A 14,581-nucleotide genomic window follows, 5' to 3' on the forward strand; every position below is an offset into this window, starting at 1 on the left:
CTACGCGTGCTGGCTGCTGACGGAGACGGTCTCGCCCGTCAGGTACGAGGAGTAGCCGGATGCGAGGAACACGATCACGTTGGCGACCTCCCAGGGTTCGGCGTACCGGCCGAAGGCCTCGCGCGCGGTCAGCTCCTGGAGGAGTTCGGGTGTGGTGACCTTCACCAGGTGCGGATGCATGGCGAGGCTCGGTGCGACGGCGTTGACGCGGACGCCGTAGGCGGCGGCCTCGATGGCCGCGCAGCGGGTCAGCGCCATCACCCCGGCCTTGGCGGCGGCGTAGTGGGCCTGTCCGGCCTGGGCGCGCCAGCCGACGACGGAGGCGTTGTTGACGATCACGCCGCGCCCGCTGTCGCGCATCAGGCGGAGCGCGGCCCGGGTGCAGCGGAAGGTGCCGTTCAGCGTGACGTCCAGGACGCGGGTCCACTGGTCGTCGGTCATGTCGACGAGGGGTGCGGTGCCGCCGAGCCCGGCGTTGTTGACGACGACGTCGAGCCGTCCGTGCGTCCGCACGGCCGCTTCGAACAGGGCCCGGACCTGGCTGTCGTCGGTGACGTCACAGGGGGTCGCGGTGACCGAGGCCGTGCCGAACTCCGCGGCGAGTTCGGCCTCGTACTCCTTCAGGCGCCGGGTGTGGGCGTCGCTGATGACGACGCGGGCGCCCTCCTCCAGGAAGCGCCGGGCGGTGGCGCCGCCGATGCCCGCGCCGGCCGCCGCGGTGATGACGGCGGTGCGGCCCGCGAGCAGTCCGTGGCCGGGTACGTACGCCGGAGTCTCGACGTCTGTCATACCGCCACGCTAACCTACCAAACACTTGTTAGGGAAGATTGGCCGCCCACGGGAACGGAAACGGAAAGGAGGGCCGCCCATGGATCTCGCCCTCACCCGGGAGGAGGAGGCGTTCCGCGCCGAGGCCCGCGCCTGGCTCGACGCGCACGTGCCCGCGGTCGCGCCGCCCTCACTGGAGACGGCCGAGGGCTTCGCCGCCCACCGCTCCTGGGAGGCCGAACTGGCCGCGGACGGCTGGTCGGTGGTGGACTGGCCGGCGGCGTACGGCGGGCGGGAGTGCGGGCTGATCCGCTGGCTGCTGTTCGAGGAGGAGTACTACGCGGCGGGCGCCCCGGGGCGCGTCAACCAGAACGGGATCAGTCTGCTCGCCCCCACCCTCCTGGAACACGGCACGCAGGAACAGCGGGCCCGCGTCCTGCCGCCCATGGCCACCGGCGAGACCGTGTGGGCGCAGGCCTGGTCGGAGCCGGAGGCAGGTTCCGATCTGGCCTCCCTGCGCTCGCGGGCGGTCCGCACGGCCGGCGGCTGGCTGCTGACCGGCCAGAAGACCTGGTCGTCCCGCGCGGCCTTCGCGGACCGCGCCTTCGGCCTGTTCCGCAGTGACCCGGACGCCGCGAAGCCCCACCAGGGGCTCACCTACGTGATGTTCGACCTGCGCGCGCCCGGGGTGACGGTGCGTCCGATCGGCCGGCTCGACGGGAAGCCGGCGTTCGCGGAGCTGTTCCTGGACGAGGTGCTCGTGCCGGACGAGGACGTGATCGGCGCGCCCGGGCAGGGCTGGCGGATCGCGATGTCGACGGCGGCGAACGAACGGGGGCTCACCCTGCGCTCCCCCGGCCGCTTCCTCGCCTCCGCCGACCGTCTGTACGACCTGTGGCGGGCGAAGGGCAGCCCTGCGGAGTCGGCCGCGCGGGTCGCGGACGCGCTCGTCGGGGCCCGCGCCTACCAGCTGTTCACCTACGGGGCCGCCTCCCGTTTCCTGGCGGGCGAGCGGCTCGGCCCGGAGTCCAGCCTGAACAAGGTCTTCTGGTCGGAGTACGACATCGCCCTGCACGAGACGGCGCTCGACCTGCTGGCCGAGGACGGCGAGCGGGCGGACACCGAGTGGGCGGAGCGGTACGTGTTCTCGCTGGCCGGTCCGATCTACGCGGGCACCAACGAGATCCAGCGGGACATCGTCGCCGAGCGGCTGCTCGGCCTGCCGAAGGGACGCCGCTGATGCGCTTCCTCCTCGACGCCGAGCAGCAGGCGTTCGCCGGTTCCCTGGACGCGCTGCTGACGGCGTCCGGCACGCCGGGGACGGTGCGGAAGTGGGGCCGGGGGGACCACGCGGGCGGGCGGGCGCTGTGGTCACGGCTGGCCGACGCGGGGGTGTTCGCGCTGGCGGTCCCGGAGGAGTACGAGGGGCTGGGTCGGCGGCCGGTCGACCTGGCCGTGGCGTTCGTGGAGCTGGGACGGCACGCGGTCCCGGGTCCGCTGGTGGAGACGGTGACCGCCGCGGCCCTGATCCGTGAACCGGGGCCCGCGAAGCGGCTGTTGCCGGCGCTGGCGGCGGGCGGGTCGGTGGCGACGGTGGCGTACGAGGGGGCGTACGCGCTGGACGGCGATCTGGCGGACGTACGGCTGTCTCTGGCGCCCGACGGTGTGCGGCTCGCCCCCGGTCATGACGCCGTACGCCCCTCCCTGGACCCGGCGCGCAGGCTCACCCGGCTGCGGCCGGGCGGAGAGCTGCTCGCCGCCGGGCCGCCGCCGGGTGAGGCCCTGCTGCTGGCCCGGCTCACCACCGCCGCCCAGGCGCTCGGGGTCGGTCTGGCGCTGCTGGAGCGGACGGTGGCGTATGTACGGCAGCGCACCCAGTTCGGGGTCGCGGTGGGGTCGTTCCAGGCGGTCAAGCACCGGCTGGCGGACGCGCGCATCGCGCTGGAGTTCGCCCGGCCGCTGGTGCTGGGCGCCGCCGTGACGATGGCCCCGGCGGACGTGGCGGCGGCGAAGGTGGGCGCCTGTGAGGCGGCGTACGCGACGGCCCGGACGGCACTCCAGCTGCACGGTGCGATCGGCTACACCGCGGAGTACGACCTGTCACTGTGGCTGACCAAGGCGCGGGCCCTGCGCACGGCGTGGGGCACGCCGGACGAGTGCCGGGCAGAGGTGCTCGCCTCCCGGACATGACCCTCAGCCGGTCACCTTGGCGACGAAGGCTGCGAGGTTGGCCACGGTCCGGCCGATCTTCTCCTCCAGGGTGATCGTCTCGTGCAGCCGGGCGCCGATGCCCGCGTCCCGCAGGCCGCGCACATAGAGCGAGCAGGCGAGGTCGGCGCACATGTAGGCGCCGACCGAGTTGCCCTGCTGTCCCGCCCGGCCCGCCTTGGGCGCGACCAACAGGGAGACACCGCCGGAGTGGGTCGTCAGGCACAGGGAGCACATGCTGCGCCGGGCCTGCCCGACGGCTCCGGCGGAGCCACGCAGGGTGAGGGCCTTCGGTCGGCCGTCCAGCTCGACGACGAGGTAGGCGCGGTCGGGGGCCTGCGGGTCGCGCCAGCCGAGGTAGTCCAGGTCGCCCCAGGGCCGCTCGGCCAGGTCGCGCGGGACGGACAGGCGCTTCGCCTCGCCCTTGCTGCAGTTGACGAAGGCCGCACGGATCTCGTTCTCGGTCAGGGGCTTCATAAAAGTGAGGCTAATTTGCCTAAAGCTTTTAGGCAAATGCATACTCACTTCAGGCGAAGGGCGAAGGATGTAGGGAGAGACATCATGGTGCGGGTCGGGCTGACCACGGAACGCCTCGTCCGGGCGGGCGCCGAGCTGGCCGACGAGGTCGGCTTCGACGAGGTGACCGTCTCGGCGCTGGCCAGACGGTTCGACGTCAAGGTGGCGAGTCTGTACTCCCATGTGAGGAACTCCCAGGACCTGCGGACCCGGATCGCCCTGCTCGCCCTGGAGGAGCTCGCCGACCGGGCCTCCGAGGCCGTGGCCGGACGGGCCGGCAAGGACGCCCTGAGCGCGCTGGCCAACGTCTACCGCGACTACGCCCATGAGCACCCCGGCCGCTACGCCGCCGCCCAGCTCCGGCTCGACCCGGAGACGGCGGCGGCGAGCGCGGGAGTCCGGCACGCGCAGATGACCCGGGCGATCCTGCGTGGCTACGACCTCGCGGAACCGGACCGGACCCATGCGGTCCGCCTCCTCGGCAGCGTCTTCCACGGCTATGTCAGCCTGGAGCTGGGCGGCGGCTTCAGCCACAGCGCCCCGGACACGGACGAGACCTGGACCCGCGTCCTGGACGCCCTCGACGCGCTGCTGCGCACCTGGCCCGCCGTATGACCGGGCCCGCGTGGATCACCACGCCGGTCACCGCGGACCTGCTGCGCGGCACCCTGGACGTCGAGCGCGCCGAGCACGGGGTCCTGCCGCACCGGCTGTCGGCCCGGGCCCGCGCCCAGTGCTCCGACGGACAGCCGCTCATGGCCGAGTCCCAGCCCTCGGGCGTACGGCTGGTCGTCCGCACCGCCGCCACCACCGTGGAACTGGACGCCCTGCCCACCCGGCGGGCCTATGTGGGCGCGCCGCCCCGGCCGGACGGGGTGTACGACCTGCTCGTCGACGGCCACCCGGCCGGGCAGGCGAGCGTGTCGGGCGGCGGCCACACGCTGACCGTCGACCTGGCGTCCGGCACCGGCGACCTCCGCCCCGGCAAGCCGGGCACCGTCCGTTTCGCCGGACTGCCGGGCGGGACGAAGGACACGAACACGGACCTGGTGATAACCAGGCGTGCGTCTGAGTAACACCTGTGTCGCGGCGGGACACGCCGGAGGGGTGACAGCCCGAAAGGGTTCGAGCGCCCGTGAACCTCAGCCCGCGAGGGCTGGAATCCTTCGGTCTCGATCGAAGGAGGATGTCAAGGCTTCCTCGACACGATCCGCAAGGGCCATCCGACCGCCCCACTGGTGGTCGTCTCACCGATCCTGTGCCCCAGGCACGAGGACACGCCCAGTGGCGAGCGGGAAGCTGTCCCAGCGCGTCATCCGCGACGAACTCACCCGCATGGTGCATCGGCGCTCAGCCGACGACCCGAACCTCCGGCCGCGACCTCTACGGCGAGGCCGACGCCGCCGAACTCCCCCTCCCCGACGGCCTCCACCCGGACGCGGCCACCCACCGCAGGATCGGAGAGCGCTTCGCCGAACGGCTGCTCGACCTGTAGGGCTACGGCCGTACGATCCCCGCCGCCCGTGCCGCCACCAGCCACTTCGGGAACTCGCCCACCAGCCGGTCGTAGAGCTCCGCGTCGGAGACCCGGCACGGATCCGGGCCGGCGTGGAAGAAGCCGGCGTTGTCGACGACCCGCCTGCCGGGCACGGCGAGGTCGTCGAGCCTGCGCAGGAAGTCGAACTGCTTGCTGCCCCGGTCGCCGAAGCCGACGAACTGCCAGAACAGCGGCAGCCGGGCCGCCTTGCACAGATAGCGCTCGGCGGCGAGCTTGTTGATCGGCCCGCCGTCGGTCTGGAAGACCACGAGCGCGGGCGCGCGCGAGCCGCTGTCGAGGTAGTGGTCGATGACCGCGTCCATCGCCAGGTGGTAGCTGGTCTTCCCCATGTGCCCGAGCCCGGCCGCGATCCGCTCCACCCGGCCCTGGTGGGAGGCGAGTTCGATGTCGGTGACGGCGTCCACGTCGGTGGAGAAGAACACCACCGGGACCCGGCCGTCGTCGTCGAGGTGCGCGGACAGGCCCAGCACCCGGTCGGCCAGCGCCTGCACACTGCCGTCCTGGTAGTACGGCTTCATCGACCCCGAGTAGTCGACCACCAGATACACGGCGGCCCGTTGTCCGTCGAGACCGTGCTTCGTGAGGGACACCCCGGCACTCTTGTAGAGGTTCACCAGCGCGGGAGCGGTCTCCTGGACCTTGCTCAGACTGATCGCGACCATGGCCCCCACCCTCCCACATCCAGCGGCGTTCGCTATTTTGTTCGCTCTTGCCGAGAAGCGCCCAGAGGAGCCGGTCCGTGGAGTCCGAGTCCACCGTCACCACCTGCTACCGCCATCCCCAGGTGGAGTCCTACGTCAGCTGCACCCGCTGCGAGCGGTTCATCTGCCCGGACTGCATGCGGGAGGCGGCCGTGGGCCACCAGTGCCCCGACTGCGTACGGGAGGGGGCCCGGTCGGTCCGCCAGGCGCGGACCGTCGTCGGCGGCCGGGTCTCTGCGGTGCCGCTGGTGACGTACGTGCTGATCGGGCTCAACGTGCTCGCGTATCTCGCGGAGCTGGTCGACGAGGACGTCGTCAACCGGTTCGACATGCTGGGCACCGTGCCGGCGGGCTATCTCCCGGAGGGCGTCGCGCACGGCGAGTGGTACCGGCTGCTGACCGGCGCGTTCCTGCATCTGCCGCCCACCCAGGGCACCTTCGGGATCCTGCACATCGTGATGAACATGGTGTCGCTGTGGAACCTGGGCCGGGTGGTGGAGGCCCAGCTCGGGCGGATCCGCTACCTCGCCCTCTATCTGCTGTCGGCGCTCGGCGGTTCGGTGCTGGTGCTGCTGATCGCCCCCATGACCCCGACCGTCGGCGCCTCCGGCGCGATCTTCGGCGTCGGCGCCGCCTACTATGTCCTGGCGCGCCGCCTCGGCGCCGACATGAGCCAGGTCAACCGGTTCATGGCGGGCCTGCTGCTGTGGCTGGTGGTCTCGGCGGGCCTCACCTCCTGGCAGGGACACCTCGGCGGCCTGTTGACGGGCGGCGCGGTGGCCCTGGGCTTCGCCTACGCGCCCCGGGACGGGCGGCGGCCGTGGATCCAGGCGGGCATCTGCGTGGCCCTGCTGGCCCTGCTGGTGGTGTGCGCCGTGCTGAAGGCGGGTCAACTCGCCTGATCAGGGGCTCTCGACGACCTGTCCGTCGCCGAGTTCCAGCACCCGGTCGGCGAGACCCAGGAGTTGCGGGTCGTGTGTGGCGACGAGGGCCGTGACGCCCTCGCTGCGCACCACGGCCCGCAGCAGTTCCATCACCGCGAGGCCGGTGGCGGCGTCGAGCTGGCCGGTCGGCTCGTCGGCGAGCAGCAGCGCGGGCCGGTTGGCCAGCGCGCGGGCGATGGCGACCCGCTGCTGCTGGCCGCCGGAGAGCTCGGCCGGCCGCTGTGTCCCGTGGCCGGCCAGACCCACCAGGGCCAGCAGCAGGGCCACCCGCTCCTCGCGTTCACGCGGCTCGGCCCGGCGCAGCCGCAGCGGCACCCCCACGTTCTCGGCGGCGGTGAGGATGGGGATGAGCCCGAAGGACTGGAAGACGAAGCCGATCTGGTCGCGGCGCAGCTCCAGCAGCCCGCTCTCGCCGAGCGCCGACAGTTCGGTGCCGCCGAGGACGATCCGGCCGCGCTGCGGGGAGTCGAGGCCGCCGATCAGATGCAGCAGGGTTGTCTTGCCGGAGCCCGAACGGCCCTTGAGGGCGACCAGTTCGCCGCGCCGGACGGCGAAGGACGCCCCGCGCAGCGCGTGGACGGCGGCGGCGCCGGTGCCGTAGGAGTGGTGCAGATCCTCCACCAGCAGCATGGGGTCCGCCGCAAGATCGGTGGTGCCGGTCGCGAGGGCGGCGGTGTTCTCCGTCATCCCGGCATCCCACCCGCTGCCCGCCCCCATCGTCAAGAGCCGTACGAACACACCGTCACCGCCCGTGCGAACCCCGCCCCCGAACACGTGTACCCGTCCGGTAACTCCGTGATATGCATGCCGCGTAGGGGACTTCGGGGGGAGCGGGGGACGCGTGACGGGCTTCTTGGTGCTGCGCGTGCGCGCACACCGGCTGCTGCTCGCCGCCGCGCTGCTCGCGGTGCTGCTGACCGCCTCGGTGCTCGCCGCCCTCGCCGCGTTCTCCGGTTCCGTCGGCGACGCCGCCCTGCGCACGACGCTCGGCGGCCGGGCCGCGGGCTCGGCGGCGATGGTGGTCGACACGGACGTGCCCCGGGACGAGACGGCGGCGGACGTGGCCCGGCGGGCGCGGGAGGCGTTCGGCGGGCTGCCGGTGACCGTGCGGGCGCTGGAGCGCTCGACGGCGTACGCCCTGCCCGGGACCCCGCAGGCCGGGCAGCCGGACCTGACCTTCCTCGCCGCCCTGGACACCTCCCGGATCCGGCTGGTCGCGGGCGCCCTGCCCGGGCCGGCGGCCCCGAACGCGCCGGTGCCTGTCGCGCTGCCCGAGGCGGCCGCCGACCGGCTGGGGCTGGGGCCCGGGGCCCGGGTGGCGCTCACCGACCGGCTGACCGGGAAGCCGCTCACGGTCCGGGTGACCGGGGTCTACCGGGCGGCCGACACCGCCGACCCGTACTGGCAGGCGGACACCCTCGCCGGGCACGGGGTGCGCACGGTCGTCTTCACCACCTACGGCCCGCTCCTCACCGACGCCTCCGTGCTCGCCTCGGGCCGCGCGGCCGTCGACGGCACCACCTGGGTGGCGACGGCCGACTACCGCACGCTCACCACCGCCGGCCTCGACCGGCTGGGCGCGGCGAACGCACGGGCCGCCGGGGAACTGCGCCAGGCGCTCGGGGAGAGCGCGTCCGTGCACACCGACCTGCCCGCTCTGCTCGACCGGACCGCGCGGGCCCTGCTCGTGTCCCGCTCCACCCTGACGATCGTCTCGGTGCAGCTGGTGCTGCTCGCCGGGTACGCGCTGTTGCTGGTGGCCCGGCTCCTCGACGGCGAGCGGGCGGGCGAGACCGAACTGCTGCGCGCCCGGGGCGGATCGCGCGGCCGGATCGCCTCACTCGCCGCGCTGGAGGCGCTGCTGCTGGCGGTGCCGGCCGCGGTCGGCGCCGCGCTGCTGTCCGGTCCGCTGGCCCGGCTGCTCGCCCGCTGGTCCTCGCTCGACCGGATCGGGCTGCGCCTCGAGGCGGCCCCCGCGGGCCGGGTGTGGCTGGTCGCGGGCGCGGTGGCGGCGGCCTGTGCGACGGCGGTCGTGGCGCCCGCGCTGGCGGCGACGGCCGGGACGCCCGTACGGCTGCGGCGGCTCCGGGCCACGGCCTCGGCGGCGCCGGTGCGCGCCGGAGCCGATGTCGGGCTGCTGCTGATCGCGGGGATCGCCTACTGGCAGCTCGATCGGCGCACCGACGCGGGCGGCGGCGCGCTCAGCCGGGACCGGGCCGGGGAGCTGGGCGTGGATCCGCTGCTGGTCGCCGCTCCCGCGCTGGCGCTGCTGGCGGGCACGGTGCTGACACTGCGGCTGCTGCCGCTCGCGGCCCGGCTCGCGGAGCGGCGGTCGGCGAGCGGCCGGGGGCTGCCGGCGGCGCTCGCGGGCTGGCAGTTCAGCCGGCGTCCGCTGCGCGGCGCGGGTCCGGTGCTGCTGCTGGTCGTCGCGGTGGCGACGGGCATGCTGGCGATCGGGCACGGGGCGTCCTGGGACCGGTCGCAGGACGACCAGGCCGACTTCCGCACCGGCGCCTCGGTGCGGGTCCTCGACACCAGGCCGGGCAGCCCCGGCCAGACCGGTCTGTACGCCGGGCTGCCCGGGGCCCGCGACGCCGCCCCCGCCCACCGCACCACCCTGGACCTCTCCGGCGGCCGTACGGCCACGGTCCTCGCCCTGGACACCACCCACGCCGGGGAGGACCTGCTGCTGCGCGGCGATCTCTCCCGGGAGTCCCCGGCGAAGCTGCTGCGGGCGCTGGCCCCCGCCGGGCAGGACACCGACCGCGCGATCCGGCTGCCCGAGGGCACCCGGCGGCTCGCGCTCGATGTGCGGATCACCGACGTCACGGACCCGGCAGCCCGCGCCTCCGGTCTCGCGCCGCAGCTCACCCTGGTCGTCGAGGACGGCTACGGCATCGCCTACCGGATGAGCGCCGGGACGATCCCCGTCGACGGCCGGGTGCACCGGGCCGCCGTGGACCTGGACGTCACGGCGACCGGCGGCCGGGCCGCCCCGGCCGGACCGCTGCGGCTGACCGGTCTGCAACTCGACGGCGCCTCCCCCGCGGGCCGTCCGCAGGGGCACCGGTTCACCGTCGAACGCCTGCTCGCCACCGGCGCGGACGGCCCCGCGCGGACCGTCCCGGCGCCCGCCGGACTGCGCTGGTCGGGCGGCTGGACCGGGTCGGAGAACGGCACGGTCGCGGCCCGGACGACGCTGAAGCCCGGGGCGGAAGCGGGGCTGATGACCGTCGAGTACGGCACGGGCGTCGACGGCGGTCTCGGTTTCGCGCCGCCCGCGTTCACCGTCCGCGTCGACACCGCCGGCGCGTCGGCCGCGGCGAGCCTGCCCGGTCTGGCCACCGAGGAGTTCCTGCGCGCCGCGGGCGCGAAGGTCGGCGACGGCATCGATGTGACGCTGGCCGGGGAGCGGTTGCGGGTGCGGATCGTCCGGTCCGTCCAGGCCCTGCCGACGACCGCGGTCGCCCCGGACGAACAGAGCGGGGACGGCGGGGCGCTGCTGCTCGATCTGCGGGCCGTCGACGCGGCGCTGGCCGCGCGGGCGAGTAGGCCGCTCACGCCGAACGAGTGGTGGGTGGACGCCGCCCCCGGCCGGGCCGCACGGGTGGCCGCCGCGCTGCGGGCGCGTCCCGATCTCGCCCCGGACCAGGTGCTGGTGCGCGACGAGACCGCCGCCGCACTGCTGCGCGACCCGCTCGGCGCCGGGCCGCGCTCGGCCCTGACGGCGGTCGCGGTGGCCGCCGTGGCCCTCGCGGCCGGGGGGTTCGCGGTGAGCGCGGCCGGGGCGCGGCGGGAGCGGTCGGCGGAGTTCGCGGTGCTGCGGGCACTGGGCGCGCCGCGCCGGGACCTGGCCCGGCTGGTCGCGACCGAGCAGAGCCTGCTCGTCGGCGCCGGGCTGCTCGCCGGGCTGGGCCTGGGGACCGTGCTGACCCGGGCCGTCGTGCCGTTGATCGTGCTGACCTCCGACGCGGCCCGGCCCGTCCCGCCCGTCCTGGTCGAACTGCCGCTGCCGAGGGTGGCCCTGCTGCTCGCGGGGGTCGCCGCCCCGCTCCTGCTGATCACCGCCGCCTCCGCGTTGCGCCGGACGGAACCCGCGGTCGCGCTGCGCCACCAGGGGGAGGACTGAGATGCGCCCGGACCGTCATGGCGCGCCCTGGGTGCGGACCCGGCTGCGCACCGCGCCGGTGGCCGCCGTCGCCTTCGGTGTGCTGGTGCTGCTCACCGCGTTCCTCGCGGCCCTGCTGCCCCGGGCCGTCGAGGCCTACGGGACCCGGGGGCTGCGCGAGGCCGTGGCCGACGCTTCCCCGGCGTCCACGGTGCTGGAGCTGAAGGCCCCGCAGCCGGGGCTCGAACTGCGGTGGGAGGCCCGGGAGGAGGCTCTGCGGCCCGGGGCGCTCGCGGCCGTCGACGCCAAGGCCTCGGCCGCGCTGCCCGGACCGCTGAAGGCGGACCCGGCCGAGTCCGCGTACGGCGTGCGGACCGCGAAGAGCCTGGAGGCGCAGGAGGCGTCCCTGCCCCGGCCGGACGGGCTGCCGCCGAAGTTCACCCTGCTGACGCAGTCGGGGCTCGCCGGGCACGCCACCGTACGGGAGGGCCGGCTGCCCGCCGCCGAGGGGCCGGTGACGGCGGACACCCGGGTGGTGGAAGGCGCCGTGACCGACGAGACCGCCCGGACGCTGAATCTGCGGGCCGGGTCCACCCTCACGCTGGACGGGTTCACGGGGGCACCGCTGACCGTCCGGATCACCGGGATCCTCACTCCCCGGCATCCGCAGGGGAGTTACTGGGCGGTGGAGCCGACCCTGCGCACGCCCGCCCTGGCCTACCTCAAGGAGACTCCGCCCCAGTTCTACTGGGAGGCGGCCCTGCTGCTGGCGCCCGAGGCGGCCCCGGCGCTGCTCGGCGGCCAGGGCGAGCCGGAGAAGTACTGGCGGATCGCCCCCGCCACCGGGCGGCTCACCGCACGGGACGCCGCACCGCTCGTCGACGCGGTCGCCTCCCTCGAAGGCGGGCCCGGGCTGCTGCGGCTGCGCGCGGCGGCCGGTCCCACGGCCGCGCTCTCCACCGGTCTGGAGCAGGTCGTCGGGGCCACTACAGCGGTCTCTGACGCGATCACGCCCGTGGTCGCCGTCGGGGCGTTCGGGATCGCGGCGGTCGCCGTCGTCGTCCTGGTCATGAGCGCCGGTCTGGCGGCCGCCCGCCGCGAGCGGGAACTGGCCCTGCTGCGGGCCCGGGGCGGCTCGCTGCGCGGTATCGCGGGGCGGCTGCTGGGCGAGACGGCCGTGGTGGCGGTGCCCTCGGCGGCCGGCGGCCTGCTGCTCGCCGTGGTCGCGGTGGACGGGGCGCGGCTGCTGCCCGCGGTGCTCGGCGCGGGCGGTGTGGCGGTGCTCGCCTGTGCGGCGCTCCCGGTGCGCGCGGTCGTCGCCCACCGCAGCCCGCGGGCCCATCAGGAGCGGGACGATCTCGCCCGCGCCCGGCCCGGCGCGCGCCGCACCGTCGCCGAACTGACCCTGCTGGTGCTGGCCGTGGGCTCGGTGGCGGCGCTGCGCCGCCGGGGCACGGGCGCGTCGGGCGATCTGCTGGTGAGCGCGGCGCCGGTGCTGGTCGGGCTGGTCGCGGCGCTGATCCTCGTACGGCTGTATCCGCTGCCGCTGCGGTGGGCCGCCGGGCCGGCCGCGCGGCTGCGGGGCGCGGTCGGGTTCCTGGCGCTGGCCCGTGCGGGCCGCTCCTCGGCCGGGGTCGCGGCGCTGCCGCTGCTCGCCCTGCTGACGGCCCTGACGACGGCGGCGTTCGGGGGGTCCGTGCTGTCGGGGGTCGCGGACGCCCGGGACCGGGCCGCGCTGCTGACGACGGGCGCGGACGCGCGGATCGCCACGACCGACGGCACCCCGCTCCCGGCGGACCTGGTGCGGGCGGTGCGGGGCGTGACGGGGGTACGGGAGGTGGCGGGCGTACGGATCGAGCGGGCCTCGACGAGCGCGTCCGACGAGACGCATCCGCTGACCGTGGTCGGGGTCGAGCCGGACGCGTACGCGGGGCTGGCCCGGCGGGTCGGGCTCGGCGGCTTCCCGGACGGGCGGCTGGCGTCGGCGGGCGGGGTGCTGGACGCCGTCGCCTCGCCCGGGGTCGCCGAGCGGCTGGGGCGGGCGGCGCGCCCGATCGTGACACCGGGCGGAGTCGTCACGGTGCGGATCACGGCGGTGCGCGACCGTACGCCCGCCGTGCCCGACGGGGAGTTCCTGCTGGTCGACGCGGCAGGACTGAAGGGTTCCGGCGGTTCTACGACCCTGCTGGCGGCCGGTGCCGGACTCGACGCGCGGGCGCTGCGGGCGGCCGTGCGCGGGGCGGACCGCACGGTGACGCTGCGCGCCGAGGAACGCGCGGCGCTGTCCGACACACCGCTCCAGGAGAGTGCGGGGCGGATCTACGGCTGGGCGGTCGGCGCGGGCGCCGGCTACGCCGTACTGGCCCTGGTGCTCTCGCTGCTGCGGGCCGCGCCGGAGCGGGCCGCGCTGCTGGCCCGGCTGCGCACGCTGGGCCTGACGGCCCGCCAGGGCCGGCGGCTGCTCGGTCTGGAGGCGCTGCCCCAGGCCCTGATCGCGGCCGGCGGGGGCGTGGCCGTCGGCTGGGCCACCGTCCGGCTGCTCGCGCCGGGCGTCGATCTGGACCGGCTGGCCCTGCCGGCCGGCGCCACCGTGCACGGCGCGGCCCTGCGGGCCGACCTCTGGTCGCTGGTGCTGCCCGCCGCGGGCGCGGTGCTGCTGGCGGGCGCGGTGGCCGTCGGGCAGGCCTGGTGGGCGGGGCGCCGGACACCGATCACCCATCTCAGGGCGGGAGACATGCGATGAGCGGGACCACACGGTCGCTGGCGGAGCTGGAGCGGCGGGCGGCGGACCGGCGCGACCGGCCCGCGTACGGGCACGACGCGCTGATCGCCTGCGACCGGCTGGTGCGGATCTTCTCCGGGCGCGGCGGCGGCGACGCGGTGGAGGTGCAGGCGCTCCAGGGGCTCGATCTGCTGGTCCGGGAGGGCGAGCTGATGGCGCTGGTCGGGGCGTCCGGCAGCGGCAAGTCGACGCTGATGAACATCCTCGCGGGCCTGGACGTGCCCACCGCGGGCTCGGCGCGGGTGGCGGGCCGTGATCTGCTGACGATGGACGCGAAGGCGCGGCTGCGGTACCGGCGCGAGGTGGTGGGCTTCGTCTGGCAGCAGACGGCGCGGAATCTGCTGCCGTATCTGACGGCCGCCCAGAACGTGACGCTGCCGACGCAGCTGGCGGGGGTGCGGCGCGGGAAGCGGGGCGGGCGGGCGGCGGAGCTGCTGGCGCTGCTCGGGGTCGCCGACTGTGCCGACCGGTATCCGCGGCAGCTGTCCGGGGGGCAGCAGCAGCGGGTCGCGATCGCCGTCGCCCTCGCCAACGCGCCCGCGGTGCTGCTCGCCGACGAGCCCACCGGTGAGCTGGACTCGGCCACCGGACAGCAGGTGTTCGCCGCGTTCCGGCGGGCCAACGAGGAGCTGGGCACGACGATCGTCGTGGTCACCCACGACCAGGCGGTGGCGGGGGAGGTCCGGCGCACGGTCGCGATCCGGGACGGCCGCACCTCGACGGAGGTGCTGCGGCGCACGGAGGTCGACGAGGAGGGCCAGGAGGCCCTGGTGGCGCGGGAGTACGCGATGCTCGACCGGGCCGGGCGGCTGCAGCTGCCCGCCGAGTACACGGCCGCGCTGGACATGGCGGACCGGGTGCTGCTGGAACTGGAGGAGGACCACATCCAGGTGTGGCCGGACGAGATCGGCTGAGGATGTGCGACAGCGCCTGCCCAGTCGTCCGGTCGGGGACTGTGGGGCAGACGCTGCCAGTGTTCCGTACGCCTTTGTACGG

Annotated in this window: 11 protein-coding genes and 1 pseudogene; 8 read left to right on the forward strand and 4 right to left on the reverse strand. The window is 75.4% G+C overall.

The window, feature by feature from the left end:
* Positions 1–789 carry an SDR family oxidoreductase gene (locus ACYQ8Q_RS12560; protein ID WP_460064500.1) on the reverse strand — a complete coding sequence of 263 codons (789 nt, stop codon included), beginning with the start codon at positions 787–789 and terminating at the stop codon, positions 1–3.
* Between the two features lie 79 nt (positions 790–868).
* Between ACYQ8Q_RS12560 and ACYQ8Q_RS12565 the strand changes: the two genes are divergently transcribed.
* Positions 869–2,008, forward strand: a complete 1,140-nt coding sequence (locus tag ACYQ8Q_RS12565) for an acyl-CoA dehydrogenase family protein (RefSeq protein ID WP_460064501.1) — start codon at positions 869–871, stop codon at positions 2,006–2,008.
* The gene (locus ACYQ8Q_RS12570) at positions 2,008–2,958 is read left to right on the forward strand and encodes an acyl-CoA dehydrogenase family protein (RefSeq protein ID WP_460064503.1); all 951 of its coding nucleotides are present in this window, start codon (positions 2,008–2,010) and stop codon (positions 2,956–2,958) included. The genes ACYQ8Q_RS12565 and ACYQ8Q_RS12570 overlap by 1 nt, the downstream gene beginning before the upstream one ends.
* Positions 2,959–2,961: 3 nt before the next feature.
* Here ACYQ8Q_RS12570 and ACYQ8Q_RS12575 read toward each other — a convergent pair whose 3' ends face one another.
* Positions 2,962–3,453, reverse strand: coding sequence for an FBP domain-containing protein (locus ACYQ8Q_RS12575; RefSeq protein WP_460064505.1), 492 nt, complete (start codon positions 3,451–3,453; stop codon positions 2,962–2,964).
* Between the two features lie 84 nt (positions 3,454–3,537).
* On the opposite strand from ACYQ8Q_RS12575, the gene ACYQ8Q_RS12580 reads away from it, so the two are divergent.
* Both ACYQ8Q_RS12580 and ACYQ8Q_RS12585 read left to right on the forward strand, forming a co-directional pair.
* Positions 3,538–4,107, forward strand: a complete 570-nt coding sequence (locus ACYQ8Q_RS12580; RefSeq protein WP_460064506.1) for a TetR/AcrR family transcriptional regulator — start codon at positions 3,538–3,540, stop codon at positions 4,105–4,107.
* A pseudogene (locus tag ACYQ8Q_RS12585) lies at positions 4,104–4,987 on the forward strand (SGNH/GDSL hydrolase family protein). The gene ACYQ8Q_RS12580 and the pseudogene ACYQ8Q_RS12585 overlap by 4 nt, the downstream one beginning before the upstream one ends.
* 2 nt (positions 4,988–4,989) lie before the next feature.
* Here the strand turns inward: ACYQ8Q_RS12585 and ACYQ8Q_RS12590 are convergent.
* Positions 4,990–5,712, reverse strand: coding sequence for a vWA domain-containing protein (locus ACYQ8Q_RS12590; RefSeq protein ID WP_460064508.1), 723 nt, complete (start codon positions 5,710–5,712; stop codon positions 4,990–4,992).
* Positions 5,713–5,789: 77 nt separating this feature from the next.
* Here ACYQ8Q_RS12590 and ACYQ8Q_RS12595 point away from each other — a divergent pair, with 77 nt between their 5' ends.
* Positions 5,790–6,653 (forward strand): rhomboid family intramembrane serine protease, encoded by an 864-nt coding sequence (locus ACYQ8Q_RS12595; RefSeq protein ID WP_460064509.1) that lies wholly within the window; start codon positions 5,790–5,792, stop codon positions 6,651–6,653.
* Here ACYQ8Q_RS12595 and ACYQ8Q_RS12600 read toward each other — a convergent pair whose 3' ends face one another.
* On the reverse strand, positions 6,654–7,382 hold the full coding sequence (locus tag ACYQ8Q_RS12600) for an ABC transporter ATP-binding protein (protein ID WP_460064511.1): 729 nt from the start codon (positions 7,380–7,382) through the stop codon (positions 6,654–6,656).
* Positions 7,383–7,536: 154 nt separating this feature from the next.
* Between ACYQ8Q_RS12600 and ACYQ8Q_RS12605 the strand changes: the two genes are divergently transcribed.
* Genes ACYQ8Q_RS12605 through ACYQ8Q_RS12615 form a run of 3 tightly spaced genes read left to right on the forward strand, consistent with a single transcriptional unit; the run spans position 7,537 to position 14,499 of the window.
* Positions 7,537–10,824 carry an FtsX-like permease family protein gene (locus tag ACYQ8Q_RS12605; RefSeq protein WP_460064512.1) on the forward strand — a complete coding sequence of 1,096 codons (3,288 nt, stop codon included), beginning with the start codon at positions 7,537–7,539 and terminating at the stop codon, positions 10,822–10,824.
* A 1-nt stretch (position 10,825) separates the two neighbouring features.
* On the forward strand, positions 10,826–13,546 hold the full coding sequence (locus tag ACYQ8Q_RS12610) for an ABC transporter permease (RefSeq protein ID WP_460064513.1): 2,721 nt from the start codon (positions 10,826–10,828) through the stop codon (positions 13,544–13,546).
* The gene (locus ACYQ8Q_RS12615) at positions 13,543–14,499 is read left to right on the forward strand and encodes an ABC transporter ATP-binding protein (protein WP_460064514.1); all 957 of its coding nucleotides are present in this window, start codon (positions 13,543–13,545) and stop codon (positions 14,497–14,499) included. Before ACYQ8Q_RS12610 ends, ACYQ8Q_RS12615 begins: the two co-directional genes overlap by 4 nt.
* Positions 14,500–14,581: the final 82 nt, after the last annotated feature.

The sequence above is a fragment of the Streptomyces sp. YKOK-I1 genome (genome assembly GCF_054660435.1).

Bases quoted from the DNA above. Each gene is read 5' to 3' on its own strand.
- ACYQ8Q_RS12600 (WP_460064511.1), bottom strand. From the start codon at position 7,382: ATGACGGAGAACACCGCCGCCCTCGCGACCGGCACCACCGATCTTGCG.
- ACYQ8Q_RS12575 (WP_460064505.1), bottom strand. From the start codon at position 3,453: ATGAAGCCCCTGACCGAGAACGAGATCCGTGCGGCCTTCGTCAACTGC.
- ACYQ8Q_RS12610 (WP_460064513.1), top strand. From the start codon at position 10,826: ATGCGCCCGGACCGTCATGGCGCGCCCTGGGTGCGGACCCGGCTGCGC.
- ACYQ8Q_RS12580 (WP_460064506.1), top strand. From the start codon at position 3,538: ATGGTGCGGGTCGGGCTGACCACGGAACGCCTCGTCCGGGCGGGCGCC.
- ACYQ8Q_RS12570 (WP_460064503.1), top strand. From the start codon at position 2,008: ATGCGCTTCCTCCTCGACGCCGAGCAGCAGGCGTTCGCCGGTTCCCTG.
- ACYQ8Q_RS12565 (WP_460064501.1), top strand. From the start codon at position 869: ATGGATCTCGCCCTCACCCGGGAGGAGGAGGCGTTCCGCGCCGAGGCC.
- ACYQ8Q_RS12560 (WP_460064500.1), bottom strand. From the start codon at position 789: ATGACAGACGTCGAGACTCCGGCGTACGTACCCGGCCACGGACTGCTC.
- ACYQ8Q_RS12590 (WP_460064508.1), bottom strand. From the start codon at position 5,712: ATGGTCGCGATCAGTCTGAGCAAGGTCCAGGAGACCGCTCCCGCGCTG.
- ACYQ8Q_RS12615 (WP_460064514.1), top strand. From the start codon at position 13,543: ATGAGCGGGACCACACGGTCGCTGGCGGAGCTGGAGCGGCGGGCGGCG.